The following is a 20,988-nucleotide window of genomic DNA, read 5'->3' on the forward strand; positions in this document are numbered from 1 at the left end:
GCCACCCCACAGACCCAAGTAGAAGAACCGAAAGGAAAACCATGGCTCGCTCCGACGTCCTGGTCTCAGCCGACTGGGCCGAGCAGAATCTCTCCGCACCGAAGACGGTCTTCGTCGAGGTCGACGAAGACGCCTCGGCCTACGACGGCGGCCACATCGAAGGCGCGGTCAAGCTCGACTGGCGCAAGGACCTGCAGGACGCCGTCCGTCGCGACTTCCTCAACCGTGAGCAGTTCTCGGAGCTGCTCTCGGCCAAGGGAATCGCCAACGACGACACCGTCGTGCTGTACGGCGGCAACAACAACTGGTTCGCGGCGTACGCGTACTGGTACTTCAAGCTGTACGGCCACCAGGACATCAAGCTGATCGACGGCGGTCGCAAGAAGTGGGAGCTCGACGGACGTCCGCTCTCCGCCGCCACCGTGACCCGCGAGGCCACCGACTACAAGGCCGCCGAGCCGGACACCTCGATCCGCGCGTTCCGCGACGAGGTCATCAACGCCATCGGCACCAAGAACCTGGTCGACGTGCGCTCCCCCGACGAGTTCTCCGGCAAGATCCTCGCGCCGGCGCACCTGCCGCAGGAGCAGGCGCAGCAGCGCGGCCACGTCCCCGGGGCCATCAACATCCCGTGGAGCACCACTGCCAACGAGGACGGCACCTTCAAGTCGGACGACGACCTGGCGAAGCTGTACGCGGACAAGGGTTTCGACGACAGCCGCGAGACCATCGCCTACTGCCGCATCGGCGAGCGCTCGAGCCACACCTGGTTCGTGTTGCAGGAGATCCTCGGCAAGAGCAATGTCAAGAACTACGACGGCAGCTGGGTCGAGTACGGCTCTCTCGTCGGCGCACCGATCGAATTGGGAGCATAAATATGTGCGGAGCACCTGTTCAGGGTCAGACCCTGCCTTCCGGCGTGAACGTCGAGAAGGAAACCGTCATCACCGGTCGCGTGCTGAGCGCTGACGGCCAGCCCGTCGGCGGCGCATTCGTCCGCCTGCTCGACGGCACCGGCGAGTTCACCGCCGAGGTCGTCGCGTCCGGCACCGGCGACTTCCGCTTCTTCGCCGCCCCCGGAACCTGGACCGTGCGCGCACTGTCCAGCACCGGCAACGGCGACACCACCCTCTCCCCCGAGGGCAGCGGAATCCACAACGTGGACATCACCGTCAGCAAGTAGGACGGCCCGTTCGTCACGGCCCCGCCCCGGTTCCTCCGGTGCGGGGCCGTGCTGCGTCGTGGGTCACCCGCGCGGGCGCGCGATTTGGCCGCCGGCGGGGTCGGCGCGCACGGCCGACCCTCGTCGGGCGAGTCCGGCGCCGAGGGCTAGAATCACCCTCGTGGTCATTTTCTTTGAGGTGCTGCTGGTGCTCGCAGCCATTCTGATTACCTGGTTCTCGCTCTACGTCGTGTACCGAGTGGTCACCGACGGGTCATGAGTCCCGCCGACGTTCCCGAGGACGGTTCGTCTCCCGACGAACTGTCGGTTCAGCGCGGCTCCGGTGACCGGGCCGTGTCCGAGGCCATCGAGCGTGCCAAGGACACCGCCGGGCGCAACATCCCGGTGCTGCCCGGCCTGCCGCTGCCCGAGGACACCGCGAACCTGCGGCTCGGCCCCGACCTGCACCCGGGCCTGCTCGCGCTGCTGCCGCTGGTCGGCGTGTGGCGCGGCGAGGGCGAGGGAAACGACCTCGACGGCGAGTACCGCTTCGGTCAGCAGGTCGTGGTCTCGCACGACGGCGGGAACTACCTCTCCTGGGAGTCCCGCTCCTGGCGGCTGGATCTCGACGGCCAGTACACCGTCCCGGACCTGCGCGAGAGCGGGTTCTGGCGGGTCAGCGGCGACGGCATCCCCGGCAGCGTCGACGAGGAGACCGTCGAACTGCTGCTCACCCACGCCTCCGGAGTCGTCGAGCTGTACTACGGCCAGGCGCTCACCCAGTCCAGCTGGGAACTGGCCACCGACGTGGTCATCCGCAGCAAGCACGGGGCGATGGTCGGCGGCGCCAAGCGCCTCTACGGCATTGTCGAGGGCGGCGACCTCGCCTACGTCGAGGAGCGCATCCTCGCCGACGGCCCGCTCAAGCCGCACCTCTCCGCCCGGCTCGCCCGCTACATCGGCTGACCAGCCCGCACCTCTCGGCCCGCGGGTCCTGGCCCCGTCACGACCCGCGCCTGCCGACCCCGTGGCCCCGACATGGAGCGGCCCCCGGGCCGTACCGCGACGGACGCTTGTCGTCACGGTCCCGGTCGGACTCGACCGGGGGCTCGGGGGCCGGGTGGCTGCCTGGGATTCGCCGGCCGCTCTCGCGGGGGTCGAACTCCGTCAGCGACAAGCGGCTAGCTGGCAGTCACCTCACGCGTCCTTGTCATACTCAACTTCAGACCACCTCCTCTCTCGTGTACCGCCGAAGGTACGCCGAGGTCAGCGGACCGGCAATCGATTTATCGCCTCGACCCGCAGCACCGCGTCCGCGACGGTGTCCGACGGCAGCTGATGGGTCACCACCACCACCGTGCGGTCCGGCGCCACCAGCTCCGAGTCCCGGTCCAGCAGCCCGTGCAGCAGCGCCGCACCCTCCGCCGCGTCGAGATGCTCGGTCGGCTCGTCGAGCAGCAGCACCCGGGCCGGTGAGAGGAGCGCCCGCGCCAGCAGCAGCCGTCGCCGTTGCCCGCCGGACAGCGACCGGCCGCCCGCCGCGAGCACGGTGTGCAGGCCGTCCGGCAGCTCCGCGACCCACGGACCCAGGCCGACCGACTCGAGCGTCGCCGTCGCCTCGGCCTCGCCGACGTCGCCGCGCGCCACCCGCAGGTTCTCGAGCAGCGAGGTCTCGAACAGGTGCGCGTCCTCGGCGAAGAACCCGACGGCCGCGCGCAGCTGCGCCTGGTCGAGCTCGGCGGCGGGCACCGAGTTGACGGTCACGGCACCCGAAACCGGGGCGAGCAGGCCGGCGAGGGTCATCAGCAGGGTCGTCTTGCCTGCGCCGCTGGGCCCGACCACCGCGACGCGGGATCCCGGCGGCAGGTCCAGGTCCAACGCGTCGGTGGGGATGCCGCCCGGCCAGCCGCTGCGCAGGGCGGTCGCCCGGAGGTGCACCGGTGGGGTCACCGGGACGCCACCAGCGGCCGGGGCGTCACCCGCCCGGTCCAGCAGCGCCATGATCCGGCCCGACGCGATCCGCGCCCGGGTCAACGCCACCGCCGCGGCGGGCAACGCGCCCGTCGCCTCGAACGCGGCGAGCGGCAACAGCACCAGGATCGCCAGCGACATCGGCGTCATCTCGCCCGGCGCTCCGCCGTCCGGGCCGTACGCGACGATGCCGATCAGCAGCGCCCCGAGCACACTCGCCCCGATCGCGAGCGGCGTCGCGGCGGCGGCGAAGGCGGACGGCACCGCGGCCCGGTCGGTCGCCCGGATCTCGCGCCGTTCCCAGTCGCCGGCCCGGCGCACCGTCTCCGCCAGCCGGCCGGCCACCCGCAGTTCCGCGGCGTGGTCGAGCGCGAGCACCGCGGTCTCGCTGAACCGCGCGGACGCGAGCGCGCCGTCCGCCTCCGCCATTCTCGCCGCCCGCGCCGAGAGCACCGGTGCGGCCACCCCCGAGACCGCCAGCGCGACCGCCAGCAGGAGCGCGGCGGCAGGCGAGATCAGCGCCAACCCACCGACGGCGGTGAGCGCGAGCACCACGGCGACGGCGATCGGGATCAGCGCACGCACCACCACGTCCCCGAGCGCGTCGACGTCGCCGCCGGTGCGCGCGAGCAGGTCCCCGCGACGCAGCCCGGCCGACGCGGCCGGGTCGCCCTCGGACAGCCGTCGGTAGATCGCCGCCCGCGCCGACACCGTGCCGCGCAGGGCCGCGTCGTGGGTGGCCAACCGCTCCAGGTACCGGAACACCCCTCGTGAGATGCCGAGCGCCCGCACCGCGACCACCGCGACCGTCAGGTCCAGCACCGGCGGCATCTGCCAGGCCCGGGTGATCAGCCAGGCCGACAGCGCGGCGAGCGCCAGTGCGCTGCCCAGCGTCGCCACCCCGGCCGCCACCGCGTAGAGCACCCGCCGCGGGCTCAGCTCGAGCAGCCGCAGCGCCCGCACCAGTGGATCGCTCATGCGGACACCTCCTCGGGCGCCGTGACGTCGGCCCGGACCGTCACCACGGCGTCGCCGGCCGCCCGGACCGCCGGGCGGTGCCCGACCACCAGCACGGCCGCACCGCGGGCCGCCTGGGCGCGCAACGACGCCAGCACCTTCGCCTCCGTCGCCGCGTCGAGGTGGGCGGTCGGCTCGTCGAGCAGCAGGACCGGCGCCGGGGAGAGCAGCACCCGGGTCAGCGCCAGTCGTTGCCGCTGGCCCACCGACAGTCCCAGTCCCCCGGTCCCCACCACGGTGTCCCAGCCGTCCGGCAGCTCCTCGAGAACCTCGTCGAAACCGGTTGCCGCGCAGGACTTCACAAGATCCGCCTCGCTCGCGGCGACCGGGCCGGTGAGTTCGAGATTCTCCCGCAGCGTGCCCGGGATCAGCACCGGATGCTGGGGCAACCAGCCCACCCGGCGCCACCAGTCCGCGGCGTCGAGGTCGCGCACCGGCGTCGCGCCCACCAACACCTCGCCCTCGTCGGCGTCCGCCAGCCCGAGGATCAGTTGCAGGGCAGTCGACTTGCCGGAGCCGTTCGCACCGGTCAGCACGGTCACCCGACCGGGTTCCGCGGTCACGTCCAGGCCCCGAGGGGCCCAGCCGCCACGGGAGCGAACGCCCACCCCTCGCAGCGTGACCGCGCCCGACGCCGCAGGCACCGAGCCGCCGACCGGGGCGGCGCGCTGCTCGTCGAGCACGCCGAACGCCTTGTCCGCGGCCGCCTTTCCGTCCTCGGCGGCGTGGAACTGGGCGCCGACCATCCGCAGCGGCAGGTACACCTCGGGGGCCAGGATCAGCGCGACCACCCCGTCGCGCAGGCCCATGTTCCCGTACACCAGCCGCAGCCCGATGCTCACCGCGATCAGCGCGACGCTGAGGGTGGCCAGCAGTTCGAGCACCATCGAGGACAGGAATGCCACCCGCAGCGACGCCATCGTGGTGCGCCGGTGCGCGTCGCCGAGTTCACGCACCCGGTCGGCAGGCCCGCGCTCGCGGCCAAGCGCCCGCAGCGTCGGCAGGCCGGCGAGCAGGTCCAGCAACTGCCCGGACAGCGCGGTCATGGTGCGGAGCGAGGCATCGGCCTTGCCGCGGGTCAGCAGCCCGATCAGGATCATGAAGACCGGGATCAGCGGCAGCGTCACCACCACGATCACCGCGGAGGTGACGTCGGTCAGCGCGATCACCAGCAACGCCACCGGGGTGACGGTGACCGCGAGCAGCAGCGCCGGCAGGTAGCCGGTGAGGTAGTCCCGCAGCCCCTCGATCCCGCGGGTCAGCACCGTCGCCAACTCGTCGCGGCGCGGATCCAGCTCGCGCGGCGACATCTCCGTCGCCACCCCGAGCACCTCGCCCTTGAGTTCGCCGATCACCCGGGACGCCGACCGGTGCGCGAATCGTGCATGCGCCCAGGTGGATCCGGTCCGCACCAGCACCGCGGCGGCCAGCACGGCCAGTTCGGTGCGCCACGCTCCGACGGTGCGGGCGCCCGGGTCGGTGATCACCCCGGCCAGCACCGTCCCGATCATCACCGCGGAGACGATCACCGTGGCCGCGGTGACCAGGGCGAGCCCGACGGTAAGCAACAGGTAGCCCCGGGCGGAGCGCGAGTAGCGCCACAGGCGCGGATCCACCGGGCCGCGCCGGCGTGGTGAGCTCTCGGGCGCGGCCTCGGTGTCGACCGACATCTAGCGCGACTTCAGTGGCAGACCGATCGACGGCGGGATGTGCGCAGTCGAGATCCGCTGACGGAACACCCAGTACGTCCAGGCCTGGTAGGCGAGCACCACCGGCAGCATGAACGCCGCGGCCCAGGTCATCACCTTCAGCGTGTACGGGCTCGACGACGCGTTGGTGACGGTCAGGCTGTAGGCGTCGTCGATGGTGGACGGCATCAGGTACGGGTACAGGGAGCCGAAGAGCAACCCGACCGCACCGATCACCGCGACCGTGGTGAGCACGAACGCCCAGCCCTCCCGCTCGACCGAGGTGAGCGCGACCACCCCGATCAGTGACGCGGCCGCCGCCGCGACCAGGATCCACGTCCAGCCCTTGCCGTGCGCCAACTGCGTCCACAGCACGAACGAGCCGGCCACCACCACCGCCGGAATCGACAGTCGGGAAGCGAGTTTCACCGCGTCCTCGCGGACCTCACCCGTGGTCTTGAGGGCGATGAAGACCGCGCCGTGCAGCGCGAACACGATGGCCGTGGTCGCGCCGCCGAGCAGCGCGTACGGGTTGAGCAGGTCGAAGAAGCCGGAGACGACCTTCTTGTTCTCGTCGATCGCGACGCCGCGGACGATGTTCGCGAACGCGACACCCCAGAGCACCGCGGGCACCCACGACCCAATCGCGATGCCGACGTCGCAGCGGGCCCGCCAGCGCGGGTCGTCGATCTTGCCGCGGTACTCGATGGCGCAGATCCGCACGATCAGCGCCACCAGGATCAGCAGCAGCGGCAGGTAGAAGCCCGAGAACAGCGTCGCGTACCAGTCGGGGAACGCCGCGAACAACGCGCCGCCACCGGTGATCAGCCAGACCTCGTTGCCGTCCCAGACCGGACCGATGGTGTTGAGCACCGCGCGACGGCGGGTGTCCGGCGAGGCCGACCCCTTCTTGCCCCGCGCCAGCACCGGCATCAGCATGCCGACCCCGAAGTCGAAGCCCTCGAGCACGAAGTAGCCGATGAACAGCACCGCGATGAGGATGAACCAGAGTTCCTGAAGTCCCATGACCGTCTCCTAGTACGCGAACGACAGCTGCGTGGGGGTGCCCGTGTCGTCCGGGCCGCCGGTTTCGTCGTCGTCACCCGGTGGATGCGCGTCGTGCGGTAGCGGGCCCGCGATCGTGTAGCGGCGGATCAGCCAGAACCAGACCACGCCGAGCCCGGCGTACACGAGCGTGAAGGTGATCAGCGACGCCCACACCAGCGCGGTCGGGTGGTCGGAGACGCCCTGGTCGACGGTGAGCCGGATCATGTCCACGCCTGTCGGGTTCGGGTGCACCACCCAGGGCTGACGCCCCATCTCGGTGAAGATCCAGCCGGCGCTGTTGGCCAGGAAGGGCGTGGGGATGGCGATGATGCTCAACCAGCCGAACCACTTCTGGTCCGGCACCCGGCCGCGCCGGGTGACCCAGAGCCCGACGACGGCGAGGATGGCCGAGCCGGCGGCCAGACCGATCATCGCGCGGAACGACCAGTAGGTGACGAACAGGTTGGGCCGGTAGTTGCCGGGGCCGAACTGCTGCTCGTACTGCACCTGGAGGTCCTCGACGCCCTGCAGGGTGACGCCGCTGAACTTCCCCTCCGCGAGGAACGGCAGCACGTAGGGCACCTCGATGACCCGACTGACGCCGTCGCAGTTGTTGTGGGTGCCGACGGTCAGCACCGAGAAGCTCGGGTCGGTCTCGGTGTGGCACAGCGACTCCGCCGACGCCATCTTCATCGGCTGCTGCTCGAACATCAGCTTGGCCTGGATGTCACCGGTGACGATGAGCGCGACGCCGGAGGCGATCATCACCCACATGCCGATCATGGCCGCGGGCCGGAACATGTTGCCCGCCTCCGACTTCAGCCGCTCGGCCTCGGCCGGCGCCGCGGTCTTGGCGTTGCGCATGTTCCGCACCATCCACCAGCCGGCGATGCCCGCGACGAACGTCGCCGCGGTCAGGAACGCGCCCGCGACCACGTGCGGAAATGCCGCCATCGCAGTGTTGTTCGTCAGCAGCGCCCAGATACTGGTCAGCTCGGCGCGGCCACGCTCCTCGTTGTAGACCGCACCCACGGGGTGCTGCATGAACGAGTTGGCGGCGATGATGAAGTAGGCCGACGCGTTGACGCCGATCGCAACGAGCCAGATGGTCGCCAGGTGAAGCATTTTCGGGAGCCGGCCCCAGCCGAAGATCCAGAGTCCGATGAAGGTCGACTCGAGGAAGAACGCCACCAGGCCCTCGAGGGCGAGCGGGGCGCCGAACACGTCGCCGACGAACCGGGAGTACTCACTCCAGTTCATCCCGAACTGGAACTCCTGCACGATTCCGGTGGCCACGCCGAGGGCGAAGTTGATCAGGAAGAGCTTGCCGAAGAACTTGGTGAGCCGGTACCAGTGGTCCTTCTTGGTGATCACCCACATCGTCTGCATGACGGCGATCAGCGGGGCGAGCCCGATCGTCAGCGGGACGAGAATGAAGTGGTAGACGGTCGTGATCCCGAACTGCCATCTCGAAACATCCAGTGCGTCCATCGACAACTCCCAGACCGGGCCCTTGGACAGGCTGCCGGGACTGAGGTCGTGGGCTGACGCCCCAGTCCCGTATCAAAAGGTATCTCTCACGGCGGGACGCCGCAGCCCTTATCTACTACTAGTTGTAGTAGGTATGTCAAACAGCCACTTCGGCCCTCAGGCCGCGTCCAACTCCGCCCCGACCGTCTCCGCGGCCAGCCCGACCAGCGCCGACAGCTCGTCCGCGATCTCCGGGACCGGCAGGGTGAGCTTGTCGAGGGTGTGCACCCGTGCGGCGAGCGTCACACTCGACAGCAGCCAAACCCCGTCCGCCAGAATCAGATCCGCCGGCCGCAGGGTCTCGATCTCGCACTGGAACCGGTGCGCACCGGCCACCTCGAACAGCGCCTGGACGGTGGTGCCGGACAGGATTCCGTGCTCGACAGGAGGGGTGAGCAGGGTCCGCCCCCGTGAGATCAACACGCTCGACCGCGGTCCCTCGAGGACGAGCCCCTCACTGCTGGTGAAGATCACGTCGTCGGCACCGCGCGCATGCGCGTGCCGCAGCGCGGCCATGTTGGTCGCATAGGAGAGGGTCTTGGCCCCCAACAACTGCCACGGCGCCTGGGCCGCGACATCCACCGAGTAGCCGCGAGCGAGCGTCAATGCCGAGACCCCGTCCCGGCGGGCGTCGGCGACCCGGTCCGCGACGGGCCCGACCATGACGTACCCCGTCGGCACGCCACTGTGCTCACGGCCGCGGCTGAACACCAGGCGCATGATGCCCTCGCGCGCGGCGCCCCACTCGTCGAGCGCGATGCCGATGACGATCCGCCACTCGTCCAGGTCCGGCTCCGGGAGCTCCAACGCCGCCGCGGACGTCCGCAGCCGCGCCAGGTGCAGCTCGATCGTGCACGGCGATCCGCCGCGGACCAACACCGTCTCGAAGACTCCGTCGCCCCGCACCGCGGCCAGGTCGTCCGCGTGGAGCAGCGGCACGTCGGGGTCGTGTACGACGCCGTCCAGCGTCACCAGCACCTGATCAACCATGGCCCCAGCCTATCGACGAGCCCCCTGGCCGGGCCGACGGCGCGCGCGGCGCTCCTAGAATGGAGTTGTGTCCGAGCCCCTGAGCACCACAACGAGTCCACTGCTCACCTTCCCCGGCGCCGTGCCCGCCGTCGACGACTCCCCCGACGTGGGCGTCGCCTGGCACTACGGCGACCCGCTGCGCGAGCAGCGGCACGCCGAGACGGGGGCGGCGGTCGTCGACCGCTCCAACCGGTACGTGCTCTCCATCGCCGGCGCCGAGCGCCTGACCTGGCTGCACTCCATCTCCAGCCAGCACGTCGCGAACCTGCCGGACGGCCAGTCTGCGGAGAACCTGAGCCTGGACCTGCAGGGCCGGATCGAGCACCACTTCGTGCTGACCGACCTCGGCGAGGTGACCTGGATCGACACCGAGCCGACCCACGGCCCCGACCTGCTCGCCTTCCTGCAGAAGATGGTGTTCTGGGCGAAGGCCGAACCCAAGCCGGCGCCCGACATGGCGGTGCTCACCCTGCTCGGCCCCGACGTGCGGCGGCCGCGCCTGCTCGAAGCGCTCGGCGTCGGCGAACTGCCCGGCGTCTACGGCGCGGTCGCGCTGCCCGGCGGCGGCTTCCTGCGGACCATGCCGTGGCCGGGCGAGCACGCCTGGGACCTGGTCGTGCCCCGGGACCGTCTCGGCCACTGGTGGCAGGTCCTGACCGAGGCCGGTGCCGCACCGGCGGGCAGCTGGGCCTTCGAGGCCCTGCGCGTCGCGGCCCTGCGCCCGCGGATCGGCCTCGACACCGACGACCGCACCATCCCGCACGAGGTGCGCTGGATCGGCGGCGTCACCGAGCACGGCGCGGTGCACCTGGACAAGGGCTGCTACCGCGGTCAGGAGACCGTCGCGCGCGTCCACAACCTGGGCAAGCCGCCGCGCCACCTGGTGCTGCTGCACCTCGACGGTTCGGCCGACGCGCTGCCCGAGACCGGCGACACCGTCACCGCCGACGGTCGCGCGGTCGGCCTCGTCGGCACCGTCGTCAACCACCACGAACTCGGGCCCATCGCGCTGGCACTGGTCAAGCGCGCCGTGCCTGCGGAGACGCCGCTGGTCGCGGGCGGCACCCCGGCGGCGATCGACGCCGACTCGGTCCCCAGCTACGACGCCGTCCAGGCGGGGCGCGCGGCCATCGACCGGCTCCGCGGCCGGTGACCGCCGCGCAGCCGTCCGGGGCCGGCCTGGTCGAGGCGGTCTGCGTGCTGTTCGCCGAGCGCGACAGCGGGACCAGGCGGGTGCCGCGCACCGCGATCGACAAGCGACCCGCCACCGGCCCCGTCCGGATCCACCCCGGCGGCCTCGAGGGCGACCGCGTCTGCGACACCGAGCACCACGGCGGCCCCTTCAAGGCCGTCTACGCGTACTCCGACGAGGAGGCCCGGCGCTGGGCGGCCGAACTGGGCCGGGACCTGCCGCCCGGCTGGTTCGGCGAGAACCTGCGGGTGCGCGGGATCGCCACCAGCGACGCGGTGATCGGCGAGCGTTGGCGACTCGGCGACCGTGACGACGCGGCCGAGCTGGAGGTGACCGGACCACGGACCCCGTGCGGCACCTTCGGCGTGTGGTCGGCGGAGCCGCGCTGGGTCAAGCGGTTCGCCGAGCGCGGCGACACCGGCGCCTACCTGAAGGTGGTCCGCGGCGGCCTCGTCGCCGCGGGCGACGCCGTCACCCGCGTCCACCTCCCGGCGCACGGCGTCACCGTCCGCGACCTGTTCACCGGCCGGGACCCGCGCCGCCTGGCGGAATTGCTCGCGCAGCAGCCCGGTCTCTCGCCTAGTGTCGAGGACAAGGCACGCAGACGTATCGCCGGGCAGGATGTGCAGGTGGAGTATTGAGCGTCGAACTGGTCGAGGTGGTCCGCTCGGGTGTCCGCGAGTGCGTGCACCGCGGTTCCGCGGTGCTCCTGGACCCGAACGGCGAGCCGATCCTCGCGGTCGGCGAGGTCCACACCCCGCTCTACCCCCGCTCGGCGAACAAGCCCATGCAGGCGGTCGCGATGCTGCGCGCCGGGTTCGAGCCGGCCGACAGCCGGGAACTGGCGCTGGCGACCGCCTCCCACCACGGTGAGCCGGCACACGTCGCGGTGGTCCACGAACTGCTCCGGCGCACCGGACTCGACGAGCACCGGCTCCTGTGCCCGCCTGATCTGCCTGCCGACGAGGTCGCCCGCGCCCGGATCCTCTCGTCCGGCGGACTCCGCCGGTCCATCTTCATGAACTGCTCCGGCAAGCACGCGGCGATGCTCGCGGTGTGCTCGGCCCGCGGCTGGCCCCTCGACAGCTACCTCGAACCCGCGCACCCGATCCAACGGACGGTCCTCGACACCGTCGAGGAGCTCGCCGGCGAGATCGAGTCCGACCACGGGATCGACGGCTGCGGCCTGCCGACCATCCCGCTGTCGCTGACCGCGCTCGCCCGGTCGTTCACCGTGCTGGCGACCGCCCCGGCGGGCCGGCCCGAGCGCGCGGTCGCGGACGCGATCCGGGAACACCCGTGGCTCATCTCGGGCACCGGCGCCGACGACGCCCGCCTGCTCGCGGCGGTGCCGGGGCTGATCTGCAAGACCGGTGCCGACGGCATCCACGCGGGGGCGCTGCCCGACGGCTCCGCCTTCGCGCTCAAGATCGACGACGGTCACGAGCGGGCCCGGCTGCCGCTCACCGTGGCGCTGCTGGCGCACCTGAACGTCGAGTGGACCGAGGATCTGGCGGAGTTGGCGGCGCCGCCGGTACTCGGTGGAGGCGCTCGAGTCGGCACAATTCGGGTCATTCCCGGCGTCCTGAGATAAATCAGACACCCCAGACTGCCAGGGGAGGGCGCAACAAATCCTTTCTCAGGCTAGAGTGTGGGTCAGGAAGAAACACACACTCAAACGGGGCCGCCAAATTCCCCAGGCCGCCCCGCGAAAGCGCGAGGGGGTTAGCCATGGGCCGCGGCCGGGCTAAGGCAAAGCAGACCAAGGTTGCGCGTGAGCTCAAGTACAGCTCGCCGTCCACGGACTTCTCTAGCCTTCAGCAAGAACTGTCGGGAAGCTCGTCCAGCTCGCATCGGACCGGGGTCGGCACCGACTCCCGCTCCGACTCGGATGGTCGTTCGCGCTGGGACGACGACGACTCCGACGACTGGCGCCGCTGACCGACGCAGCTGACACGTGAGGGGAGCCACCAGCTCCCCTCATTTCCGCGTAAGGCGGCAGCCGCGACCCTCAGTGGCGTCGAATCTCCACCCCGGATAAGAACAACGGTCCGGCCAACCCGACGGGAAACGGGATGGCCGGACCTGCTTGTTTCTGACGAACCGGTACAGCTGGAACACAGACAAGCCCGCCGGCGACCGTGAGGTCGCCGGCGGGCTTGTCTGTGTCTGTGGTCTAGAAGCGCGGGTGGTCGCCGACCAGCACGGCCTGGCCGGAGCCGTCCTGCTTGTCCGACGCCTTGCCGACGGTGCCCATGGTCCAGCAGTCGATGTGGCGGGCGGTGAGCACGGCCAGCGCGCGGTCCACGTCCTCCGGCGCCACGATCGCGACCATGCCGACGCCCATGTTGAAGGTCTGCTCCATCTCGGCCCGCTCGACGCGGCCGCGCTGGGCGATCATCGAGAACACCGGAGCCGGGCTCCAGCTGCTGCGGTCGAGCTCGGCGACCAGACCCTTGGGCATCACCCGGGCCAGGTTGTTCGCCAGTCCGCCGCCGGTGACGTGGCAGAAGGTGCGCACGTCGGTCTCGGCGATCAGCGCCAGGCAGTCCTTGGCGTAGATCTTGGTGGGCTCGAGCAGCTCCTCGCCGAGGGTGCGGCCGAACTCCTCGACGTGCCCGGTCAGCGGCATCCGGTCGATCTCGAGCAGCACCTTGCGGGCCAGCGAGTAGCCGTTGGAGTGCAGGCCCGAGGAGCCCATGCCGATCACCACGTCGCCGGGGCGCACCCGGTCCGGACCCAGCACCGAGTCGGCCTCGACGACGCCGACGCCGGTGGCGGACAGGTCGTAGTCGCCGTCCGCCATCAGTCCGGGGTGCTCCGCGGTCTCGCCGCCGAGCAGTGCGCAGCCGGCGATGATGCAGCCGTCGGCGATGCCCTTGACCAGCTCGGCGACCCGCTCGGGCACGACCTTGCCGACCGCGATGTAGTCCTGCAGGAACAGCGGCTCGGCGCCGCACACGACGAGGTCGTCGACGACCATCGCGACCAGGTCCAGGCCCAGCGTGTCGTGCTTGTCCATCGCCTGCGCAACCGCGATCTTGGTGCCAACCCCGTCAGTGGAGGCGGCCAGGAGCGGCTCCCGGTAGCCACCCTTGAGGGCGAACAGACCGGCGAAGCCGCCGAGTCCACCGAGCACCTCGGGGCGGCTGGCCCTCTTTGCGAGCGGCGCGAACAGCTCGACGGCGCGGTCGCCCGCGGCGATGTCGACACCCGCCGCCGCGTAGGAAGCGCCGGTGGGGCGGGTGTTCTGGTCCTCGGTCATCGCGTTCTGACTCCAGCTGTGTTCTCGACAGTGCCGTCGGAGCACTGTAAATGGGCTAGCACTGTTGATCCCAGCGCTGTGGTTGAACTCTGCGTGACGCTGCCGCAAGGTATGCGGCCGCGACACAGGTCTAGGGCCGACTCAGCGCGCTCGCGTTGTCGTTGTCCTGCTTCACCGCGCCTGCCGTGGCGTCGAGCATGCCCTCCAGCACGTTCTTGCCGAGGGAGGTCTCCTTGGGCAGCGCGATCGGGTAGTTGCCGTCGAAGCAGGCCGAGCACAGCCGGGACGCCGGCTGTTCCGTCGCGGCAACCATACTGTCGATCGAGACGTATCCGAGGGTGTCCGCACCGATCGACCGGCGCACGCCCTCGAGCATCTCGTCGAAGCTCGCGGCACCGCCCGCGGCCTCGCTGACACCGGCGCCGTTGGCGATCAGCTCCGCCGGGGAGGCGAAGTCGATGCCGTAGAAGCACGGCCACTTGACCGGCGGGGAGGCGATGCGCACGTGGATCTCCAGCGCACCCGCCTCGCGGAGCATCCGGATCAGCGCCCGCTGGGTGTTGCCGCGGACGATCGAGTCGTCCACCACGATCAGCCGCTTGCCGCGGATGACCTCCTTGAGCGGGTTCAGCTTGAGCCGGATGCCGAGCTGACGGATCGTCTGCGACGGCTGGATGAAGGTGCGGCCCACGTAGGCGTTCTTCATCAGGCCCTGGCCGTACGGAATGCCCGAGCCCTGCGCGTAGCCGACCGCGGCGGGGGTGCCCGACTCCGGGACCGGGATCACCAGGTCGCCGTCGACCGGATGCTCCTTGGCCAGCCGGCGACCGATCTCGACACGGGTCGAGTGCACCGAACGGCCGCCGATGACGCTGTCCGGACGGGCCAGGTAGACGTACTCGAAGACGCAGCCCTTCGGCGTCGGGTTCGCGAAACGCGAGGAACGGACGCCGTCGGCGTCGATCGCCAGCAGCTCGCCGGGCTCGATGTCGCGGACGAAGGACGCGCCGACGATGTCGAGGGCAGCGGTCTCACTCGCGACCACCCAGCCGCGGTCGAGGCGACCGAGGCACAGCGGGCGGACGCCGTGCGGGTCCCGCGCCGCGTACAGGGTGTGCTCGTCCATGAAGGTCAGGCAGAACGCGCCGCGCAGGGTCGGCAGCAGTTCCATCGCGGCCTGCTCGACGGTGCGGTCCGCGACCGCGTGCGCCAGCAGCGCACCGACGATGTCCGAGTCCGAGGTGGCGCCGCCGGGCCGCTTGTCGTTGACCAGTCCCGCCTCGCGGGCCCGGACCTGCAGTTCGGCGGTGTTGACCAGGTTGCCGTTGTGGCCCAGCGCGATGCCGCTGCCTGCCGCGGTGGTCCGGAAGATCGGCTGCGCGTTCTCCCAGGTGGTCGATCCGGTGGTCGAGTACCGGCAGTGGCCGATGGCGACGTGGCCGGACATCGCGCCCAGGGTCTGCTCGTCGAAGACCTGACTGACCAGGCCGAGATCCTTGAACACGAGCACCTGCGAGCCGTCGGCGACCGCGATTCCGGCGGCCTCCTGACCGCGGTGCTGCAGCGCGTAGAGACCGTAGTATGTGAGCTTCGCCACATCCTCGCCGGGAGCCCAGACGCCGAAGACGCCGCACTCCTCGCGGGGTGGTTGCTCGTCCTGATCGGACATGCCCGACGGAGGCACGGCGGCGAGGAGATTCGGACTGTTGACCGACAATTCGGCTGAAGTCACCGGGGTTGCTCCCTTGGGGACGGGTGTGGGGGCCAATGCCAGTCTACGGCCCTTTCACGGGTGCTCGTACCACCGGTGCGTCACACCCGGACCGCAGTCGTTCCCGTCACACCAGCTCACAGCCGCAGCAGCGGCAGCCAGTGCGCGATCTCGGCGGCCCGGACGCCGGACGTGGACAGCGAACCCGCCGCGGCCGCCTCCTCGAAGGTCACCGCGCCGGTCACCAGCAGGAGCCAGGTACGCGGATCGGTCTCGACCACGTTCGGCGGGGTGCCACGGGTGTGCCGCGGACCCGCGATGCACTGCACGGCGACGAACGGCGGCACCCGGACCTCGACCGACGCCCCGGGTGCGATGTTCTCCAGCGTGCGAGCGCTCAGCCGCACCGCGGCGGCGAGGTCCGCGCGGGCCGGCGCCACCGCCGGCTCGGGGGCCAGCAGCCAGTCCCGGACGGCCGTCAACGCGGCCCGCAGTTGCACGGGGTCGATCTTGCGGCGAGCGGTCACCGCGCCAACCTACCGGCCGCCCACCGGGCCGCCACCGCACCGCCGACGTTCACCGACAGGTGCAGCAGTGCGGGCGCCGCGACGCCGCCCTCCCGGCGCAGCCGGTCGAACAGCAGCGAGGACGCGGCGGTCACCGCCACCGTGACCGCGACCGACTCGGCGGCGACCCGGGCCGGACGCACGTGCCACAGCCCGAAGGCCAACGCCCCGACCACTCCCCCGGCGCGCGGCCAAGCGCGCCGGACCGCCGCGTACAGCAGCGACCGGAAGAACAGCTCCTCGGCGAGCACCGTGCCGATCGGGATCCGCACGCCCACCCAGCGCGCGAACTCACCCGACCCGAGGCCCGGACCGGCCGCCAACCGCGCCCGCACCGCCGGGACCGCCAGCGCCGCCGAGTACCCGAGGACCGGCACGGCCGCCACCGCCGCCGCGCGCCGCAACCCCGGCCCGGGTTCGAGCCCCAGTTCCGACCGGGACGCGTCGGTGCGGAGCGCGACGGCGGTGAGCGCGACCGCCAGCGCACCGTTCGTCGCCGCCCGGGCGTCGGGGCCGAGCCGCATCGCAGGCAGCAGCCAGTTGCTCCACCCGATCAGCGCGACCGCGGCACCGACCGCCCGGACCCGGGCACTCACCGCGCCCGATCCGTCACTTCTCCGGCCCCTGGGTGCCCGCGGTCGCGACCAGCACGGCGCGGACGCGGTCGGTGTCGGCCTGGGTCCAGCCGTCGGGTGCGGCGATGGCGATCCAGCCGTCGAGCACGCTGGTGCCGTAGTTGTGTCCGTGCCCGTCGGGCACCCCGGCGGCGTTGGCCAGGTCCGCCGACACCTGCCAGAACGTGACGATCGGGAACCAGCGCATCTGCGGGAGGCGGTCGTATCCGGGCGGCTCCGAGAGCCAGTCCGGTCGGTTGAAGATCAGGTCCGGGTTCCACCAGACGACGGGGTCCGAGGGGTGCTGGATATAGAGCACCCGCGGGTCGAGCCACGGCCCGAGCGGCTGCGAGATGTCCGCGGCGCTGTCGGCGAACCGCACCACCAGCCCGTCCGCGTACACCGGCGCCACCTCCGGGGTTCCGGGGTCGCGGCGGGTGACCAGTTGACGCCACAGCGTGTTGGCGTTCGGCGGGCCCACCCACAGCACTCCGTCGACCGTCTCCCGGATCTCGGCCAGGCTGTCGAACGCGCCCTCACCCGCCTGGGTGCCGAGGCTCTCGCCGTAGACGTAGAGCTCGGGTCGGGTCTCCGGCGGCTTGGTCAGCCAGCGTTCGTGCACCTTGTCGACCAGGGCCTTGCCCGCGTCGGCGGCCTTCTGCCGGTCCGCGATGAAGGAGATCCAGCTGGGCAGGTAGGAGTACTGGGCGGCGACCAGCGCGGTGTCGCCGTTGTGCACCAGCTCGATCGCCTCGGCCGCGGTCGGGTTCACCCACCCGGTGCCGGTGGTGGGGATGACGACCAGCACCTTGCGGTCGAACGCGCCGGTGCGTTCGAGCTCGTCGACCACCACGTCGATCCGTTCGTCGGTGGTCGGGGCGGTCTCGAGGCCGGCGTAGACCCGGATCGGCTCCTCGGCCGGCGCCCCGTTCGCGGCGGTCAGCTGCGCGGCGGTCAGCCCCCGGGCGACGAAGTTGCGGCCCTCGAAGCCGAGGGTGTCCCAGGGCGCCAGCGACTGCGGGCTGCCGGACCGCTCGGGGTCCAGCGGCCGCAGGACGCCGTCGCGGGTGGAGTTGTTCTGCAGGCTGAAAGCCGAGTTGGCCAGCGAGTACAGCCCGTTCAGCAGCACGCCCGTGACCAGGGTGTACGCGAGGAAGGCCACGACCGCGACCCCGACCGGGAAGGCCGCGTTCCGGGGCACCCTCAGCCAGCGGTTGAGGTACCGGGCCACCAGCCGGACCAGGTCACGCAGGACCCGCCACAGCGAGATCGCGGCGCCCGCCACCAGCAGACTCAGGCCGCCGGTGCGGATGTACCCGGAGGTGGTGGTGCCCTCGGCGTCCATCAGCACCGCCAGCTCGCGCTGCCAGCCCGCGGAGTACACCAGCATCACCACGGAGGCGACGACCGCGCCGACCACGACACCGATCTTCGCCGCCAGCAGGATTCGCGGCGCGGGCGGCCACCAGGACTTGGTGGCAAGGAAGTAGCGGTACACGGCCCAGCCGACGGCGGTGCCCACCCCGTAGCCGATCGCGGCGTTGAGGCCGCCGATCAGGCCCTGGAACAACCAGTCGCGGGGCAGCAGCGACGGCGTCAGCGACCAGCCGAAGAACAGCGCCCCGAAGGCGATGCCGGTGAAGTCGAGGTGGAGCAGCCCCCAGGCCCACACCACGAACGGGTGCCGCGCGGCAAGCTCGTCGTGACGTGACAGGACCCCGGGAGCCGCAGCCTCGTGCTGCGCGCTCCCGGGGTCCTGGATCTGATCGGCCTCGGTCAATCGCTACCCGAACAGCGCCGGCAGGGTGCCCTCGTGCGCCGCCCGGAGCTCGGCCAGGGTGACGGAGAACTGGCCCTGCACCTCGATCGAGTCGGAGCCCTCGTCGACGACGCCGATCCGGGTCCACGGCAGGCCGCGGGCGGAGCACATGCCGGTGAAGCGGGTCTCCTCGGTGCGCGGCACCGCGACCAGCACGCGGCCGGCCGACTCGGAGAACAGGGTCACGAACGGGTCCGCGCCCTCGGGCAGCAGGATCCGGCAGCCGGTCTCGCCGGCCAGCGCCGCCTCGACGACGGCCTGCGCGAGGCCGCCCTCGGAGAGGTCGTGCGCGGCCGAGACCAGTCCGTCGCGGGAGCTGGCCAGCAGGATGTCGGCCAGCAGCTGCTCGCGCGCCAGGTCGACCTTCGGCGGCACGCCACCGAGGTGGTCGTGCTCGACCTGCGCCCAGATCGAGCCGTCCAGCTCGTCGTGGGTGTCGCCGAGCAGGATCAGCGTCTCGCCGGGCTCGAGGCCGAGTCCGGTCGGGATGCGGCGCTGCACGTCGTCGATCACACCGAGCACGGCGACGACCGGCGTCGGCAGGATCGCGGTGGCACCGGTCTGGTTGTAGAAGCTGACGTTGCCGCCGGTGACCGGGATGCCGAGGGCGGCGCAGCCGTCCGCGAGGCCGCGCACGGCCTGCTGGAACTGCCACATGACGGCCGGGTCCTCGGGGGAACCGAAGTTGAGGCAGTTGCTCACGGCCTGCGGGGTCGCGCCGGTGACCGCGACGTTGCGGAACGCCTCGGCCAGGGCCAGCTGCGCGCCGGTGTAGGGGTCCAGCGCGGTGTAGCGGCCGGACGCGTCGGTGGCCAGCGCGATGCCGCGACCGGTCTTCTCGTCGACGCGGATCACGCCCGAGTCGGCGTTCTCGGCCAGCACCGTGTTGCCCCGGACGTACCGGTCGTACTGCTCGGTGATCCACCGGCGGCTGCACAGCTGCGGCGAGGAGATCATCTTCAGCAGCGTCGCCTGCAGCTCGTCCGCGGTCGACGGGCGGGCCAGTCCGGCGGTGGTGTTCGCGATCAGCGCGTCCTGGGTGTCCGGGCGCTGGACGGGACGGGTGTAGACCGGGCCGTCGTGCGCGACGGTGCGCGGCGGCACGTCGACGACGGTCTCGCCGTGCCAGTTGATGACCAGGTTGGTGCCGTCGGTGACCTCACCGATGACGGTGGCCAGCACGTCCCACTTCTTGCAGACGGCCATGAAGGCGTCGACGTTCTCCGGGGTGACGACCGCGCACATGCGCTCCTGCGACTCGCTGGAGAGCACCTCGGCCGGCGTCATGCCTGCGGCGCGCAGCGGCACCTGGTCGAGGTCGATGTGCATGCCGCCGTCGCCGGCCGCGGCCAGCTCGGAGGTCGCGCAGGACAGGCCGGCGCCGCCGAGGTCCTGGATGCCGACGACCAGCTTGGCCGCGTACAGGTCGAGGCAGGCCTCGATCAGCACCTTCTCGGTGAACGGGTCGCCGACCTGAACCGCCGGGAGCTTCTTGGGACGGCCGCCCGAGGTGTCGTCGAAGGTCTCCGACGCCAGCACGGACACGCCGCCGATGCCGTCGAGTCCGGTGCGGGCACCGAACAGGATGATCTTGTTGCCCTTGCCGGACGCGAAGGCCAGGTGCAGGTCCTCGACCCGCATCACACCGGCGCACAGCGCGTTGACCAGGGGGTTGCCGGCGTACGACGCGTCGAAGACGGTCTCGCCACCGATGTTCGGCAGGCCGAGCGAGTTGCCGTAGCCGCCGACACCGCGGACCACGCCGTCGACCACGCGACGGGTGTCGGGGGCGTCCGCCGCACCGAACCGCAGCTGGTCCATGACGGCGACCGGGCGGGCGCCCATGGCCATGATGTCGCGGACGATGCCGCCGACGCCGGTGGCCGCGCCCTGGTAGGGCTCGATGTACGAGGGGTGGTTGTGCGACTCGACCTTGAAGGTCACCGCCCAGCCGTCGCCGATGTCGACGACGCCTGCGTTCTCGCCGATGCCGGCGAGCATGGTGGACCGCATCTCGTCGGTGGTGGTCTCACCGAAGTACTTCAGGTGCACCTTGGAGGACTTGTAGGAGCAGTGCTCGCTCCACATCACCGAGTACATCGCCAGCTCGGCGTCGGTGGGGCGACGGCCGAGGATCTCGCGGATGCGCGCGTACTCGTCGTCCTTGAGGCCCAGTTCCCGGTGGGGCTGGGCGATATCCGGGGTCGCTACGGCGTTGTTGACGGTATCGACCTGCACGGCGCGCGTTCCTGAAGACACTGGAAGTGGGTCCCTTCCCGGGAGAAGTCAGAGCGGCAGCCGGCGGGCGCTGCCAGGGCAAAGTCTAACCGGGCGCGCCGACACCTCATGCATTGGCAGAGCCGAGCGCGGCCCA

At 71.3% G+C, this 20,988-nt stretch carries 18 protein-coding genes; 7 read left to right on the forward strand and 11 right to left on the reverse strand.

What is annotated here, in order from left to right:
• The first annotated feature begins 41 nt into the window (after positions 1-41).
• From ACFO6S_RS07610 to ACFO6S_RS07620, 3 genes are all read left to right on the forward strand, one after another.
• Positions 42-875 (forward strand): sulfurtransferase, encoded by an 834-nt coding sequence (locus tag ACFO6S_RS07610; protein WP_378415612.1) that lies wholly within the window; start codon positions 42-44, stop codon positions 873-875.
• Positions 876-877: 2 nt separating this feature from the next.
• Positions 878-1,183, forward strand: a complete 306-nt coding sequence (locus tag ACFO6S_RS07615; protein WP_072843030.1) for a DUF1416 domain-containing protein — start codon at positions 878-880, stop codon at positions 1,181-1,183.
• 255 nt (positions 1,184-1,438) lie between these two features.
• The gene (locus tag ACFO6S_RS07620; RefSeq protein WP_378415614.1) at positions 1,439-2,128 is read left to right on the forward strand and encodes a heme-binding beta-barrel domain-containing protein; all 690 of its coding nucleotides are present in this window, start codon (positions 1,439-1,441) and stop codon (positions 2,126-2,128) included.
• A 300-nt stretch (positions 2,129-2,428) separates the two neighbouring features.
• On the opposite strand, the gene cydC is transcribed toward ACFO6S_RS07620, so the two are convergent.
• From cydC to ACFO6S_RS07645, 5 genes are all read right to left on the reverse strand, one after another.
• Positions 2,429-4,111, reverse strand: coding sequence for a thiol reductant ABC exporter subunit CydC (gene cydC, locus ACFO6S_RS07625; RefSeq protein ID WP_378415616.1), 1,683 nt, complete (start codon positions 4,109-4,111; stop codon positions 2,429-2,431).
• On the reverse strand, positions 4,108-5,820 hold the full coding sequence (gene cydD, locus ACFO6S_RS07630) for a thiol reductant ABC exporter subunit CydD (RefSeq protein ID WP_378415618.1): 1,713 nt from the start codon (positions 5,818-5,820) through the stop codon (positions 4,108-4,110). Before cydD ends, cydC begins: the two co-directional genes overlap by 4 nt.
• Entirely contained in the window at positions 5,821-6,864 is a 1,044-nt protein-coding gene (gene cydB, locus ACFO6S_RS07635) for a cytochrome d ubiquinol oxidase subunit II (protein ID WP_378415620.1), read from the reverse strand.
• A 9-nt stretch (positions 6,865-6,873) separates the two neighbouring features.
• On the reverse strand, positions 6,874-8,376 hold the full coding sequence (locus ACFO6S_RS07640) for a cytochrome ubiquinol oxidase subunit I (protein WP_378415622.1): 1,503 nt from the start codon (positions 8,374-8,376) through the stop codon (positions 6,874-6,876).
• Positions 8,377-8,532: 156 nt separating this feature from the next.
• Positions 8,533-9,405, reverse strand: a complete 873-nt coding sequence (locus ACFO6S_RS07645) for an aminodeoxychorismate lyase (RefSeq protein WP_378415623.1) — start codon at positions 9,403-9,405, stop codon at positions 8,533-8,535.
• A 67-nt stretch (positions 9,406-9,472) separates the two neighbouring features.
• Between ACFO6S_RS07645 and ygfZ the strand changes: the two genes are divergently transcribed.
• The 4 genes from ygfZ (at position 9,473) to ACFO6S_RS07665 (ending at position 12,580) form a co-directional block, all read left to right on the forward strand.
• Positions 9,473-10,600, forward strand: a complete 1,128-nt coding sequence (gene ygfZ, locus ACFO6S_RS07650; protein ID WP_378415625.1) for a CAF17-like 4Fe-4S cluster assembly/insertion protein YgfZ — start codon at positions 9,473-9,475, stop codon at positions 10,598-10,600.
• The gene (locus ACFO6S_RS07655) at positions 10,597-11,280 is read left to right on the forward strand and encodes an MOSC domain-containing protein (protein WP_378415627.1); all 684 of its coding nucleotides are present in this window, start codon (positions 10,597-10,599) and stop codon (positions 11,278-11,280) included. The genes ygfZ and ACFO6S_RS07655 overlap by 4 nt, the downstream gene beginning before the upstream one ends.
• The gene (locus ACFO6S_RS07660) at positions 11,277-12,233 is read left to right on the forward strand and encodes an asparaginase (protein ID WP_378415629.1); all 957 of its coding nucleotides are present in this window, start codon (positions 11,277-11,279) and stop codon (positions 12,231-12,233) included. Before ACFO6S_RS07655 ends, ACFO6S_RS07660 begins: the two co-directional genes overlap by 4 nt.
• Positions 12,234-12,370: 137 nt before the next feature.
• A complete protein-coding gene (locus ACFO6S_RS07665; RefSeq protein ID WP_378415631.1) occupies positions 12,371-12,580 on the forward strand; it encodes a DUF3073 domain-containing protein in 210 nt (69 codons plus the stop codon).
• A 235-nt stretch (positions 12,581-12,815) separates the two neighbouring features.
• Here ACFO6S_RS07665 and purM read toward each other — a convergent pair whose 3' ends face one another.
• The 6 genes from purM to purL all read right to left on the reverse strand — a co-directional run bounded on the left by purM (position 12,816) and on the right by purL (position 20,852).
• A complete protein-coding gene (gene purM / locus ACFO6S_RS07670; protein ID WP_378415633.1) occupies positions 12,816-13,904 on the reverse strand; it encodes a phosphoribosylformylglycinamidine cyclo-ligase in 1,089 nt (362 codons plus the stop codon).
• A 130-nt stretch (positions 13,905-14,034) separates the two neighbouring features.
• The gene (gene purF, locus ACFO6S_RS07675) at positions 14,035-15,636 is read right to left on the reverse strand and encodes an amidophosphoribosyltransferase (protein WP_378415635.1); all 1,602 of its coding nucleotides are present in this window, start codon (positions 15,634-15,636) and stop codon (positions 14,035-14,037) included.
• 116 nt (positions 15,637-15,752) lie between these two features.
• Positions 15,753-16,142: a sterol carrier family protein gene (locus tag ACFO6S_RS07680; protein ID WP_378415636.1), complete on the reverse strand. Its 390-nt coding sequence runs from the start codon at positions 16,140-16,142 to the stop codon at positions 15,753-15,755.
• Positions 16,139-16,777, reverse strand: coding sequence for a CPBP family intramembrane glutamic endopeptidase (locus ACFO6S_RS07685; protein ID WP_378415638.1), 639 nt, complete (start codon positions 16,775-16,777; stop codon positions 16,139-16,141). The genes ACFO6S_RS07680 and ACFO6S_RS07685 overlap by 4 nt, the downstream gene beginning before the upstream one ends.
• 13 nt (positions 16,778-16,790) lie before the next feature.
• Positions 16,791-18,557, reverse strand: a complete 1,767-nt coding sequence (locus ACFO6S_RS07690; RefSeq protein WP_378416111.1) for an alpha/beta hydrolase — start codon at positions 18,555-18,557, stop codon at positions 16,791-16,793.
• 21 nt (positions 18,558-18,578) lie between these two features.
• On the reverse strand, positions 18,579-20,852 hold the full coding sequence (purL, locus tag ACFO6S_RS07695; RefSeq protein ID WP_378415640.1) for a phosphoribosylformylglycinamidine synthase subunit PurL: 2,274 nt from the start codon (positions 20,850-20,852) through the stop codon (positions 18,579-18,581).
• Between the last annotated feature and the right edge of the window lie 136 nt (positions 20,853-20,988).

The sequence above is a fragment of the Rhodococcus kronopolitis genome (genome assembly GCF_042654025.1).
Taxonomy (GTDB): Bacteria; Actinomycetota; Actinomycetes; order Mycobacteriales; family Mycobacteriaceae; genus Rhodococcus_G; species Rhodococcus_G kronopolitis.

Excerpts from the sequence above, each read along its gene's own strand:
- ACFO6S_RS07610 (WP_378415612.1), top strand. The coding sequence starts at position 42 with ATGGCTCGCTCCGACGTCCTGGTCTCAGCCGACTGGGCCGAGCAGAAT.
- ACFO6S_RS07615 (WP_072843030.1), top strand. The coding sequence starts at position 878 with ATGTGCGGAGCACCTGTTCAGGGTCAGACCCTGCCTTCCGGCGTGAAC.
- ACFO6S_RS07620 (WP_378415614.1), top strand. The coding sequence starts at position 1,439 with ATGAGTCCCGCCGACGTTCCCGAGGACGGTTCGTCTCCCGACGAACTG.
- cydC (WP_378415616.1), bottom strand. The coding sequence starts at position 4,111 with ATGAGCGATCCACTGGTGCGGGCGCTGCGGCTGCTCGAGCTGAGCCCG.
- cydD (WP_378415618.1), bottom strand. The coding sequence starts at position 5,820 with ATGTCGGTCGACACCGAGGCCGCGCCCGAGAGCTCACCACGCCGGCGC.
- cydB (WP_378415620.1), bottom strand. The coding sequence starts at position 6,864 with ATGGGACTTCAGGAACTCTGGTTCATCCTCATCGCGGTGCTGTTCATC.
- ACFO6S_RS07640 (WP_378415622.1), bottom strand. The coding sequence starts at position 8,376 with ATGGACGCACTGGATGTTTCGAGATGGCAGTTCGGGATCACGACCGTC.
- ACFO6S_RS07645 (WP_378415623.1), bottom strand. The coding sequence starts at position 9,405 with ATGGTTGATCAGGTGCTGGTGACGCTGGACGGCGTCGTACACGACCCC.
- ACFO6S_RS07665 (WP_378415631.1), top strand. The coding sequence starts at position 12,371 with ATGGGCCGCGGCCGGGCTAAGGCAAAGCAGACCAAGGTTGCGCGTGAG.
- purM (WP_378415633.1), bottom strand. The coding sequence starts at position 13,904 with ATGACCGAGGACCAGAACACCCGCCCCACCGGCGCTTCCTACGCGGCG.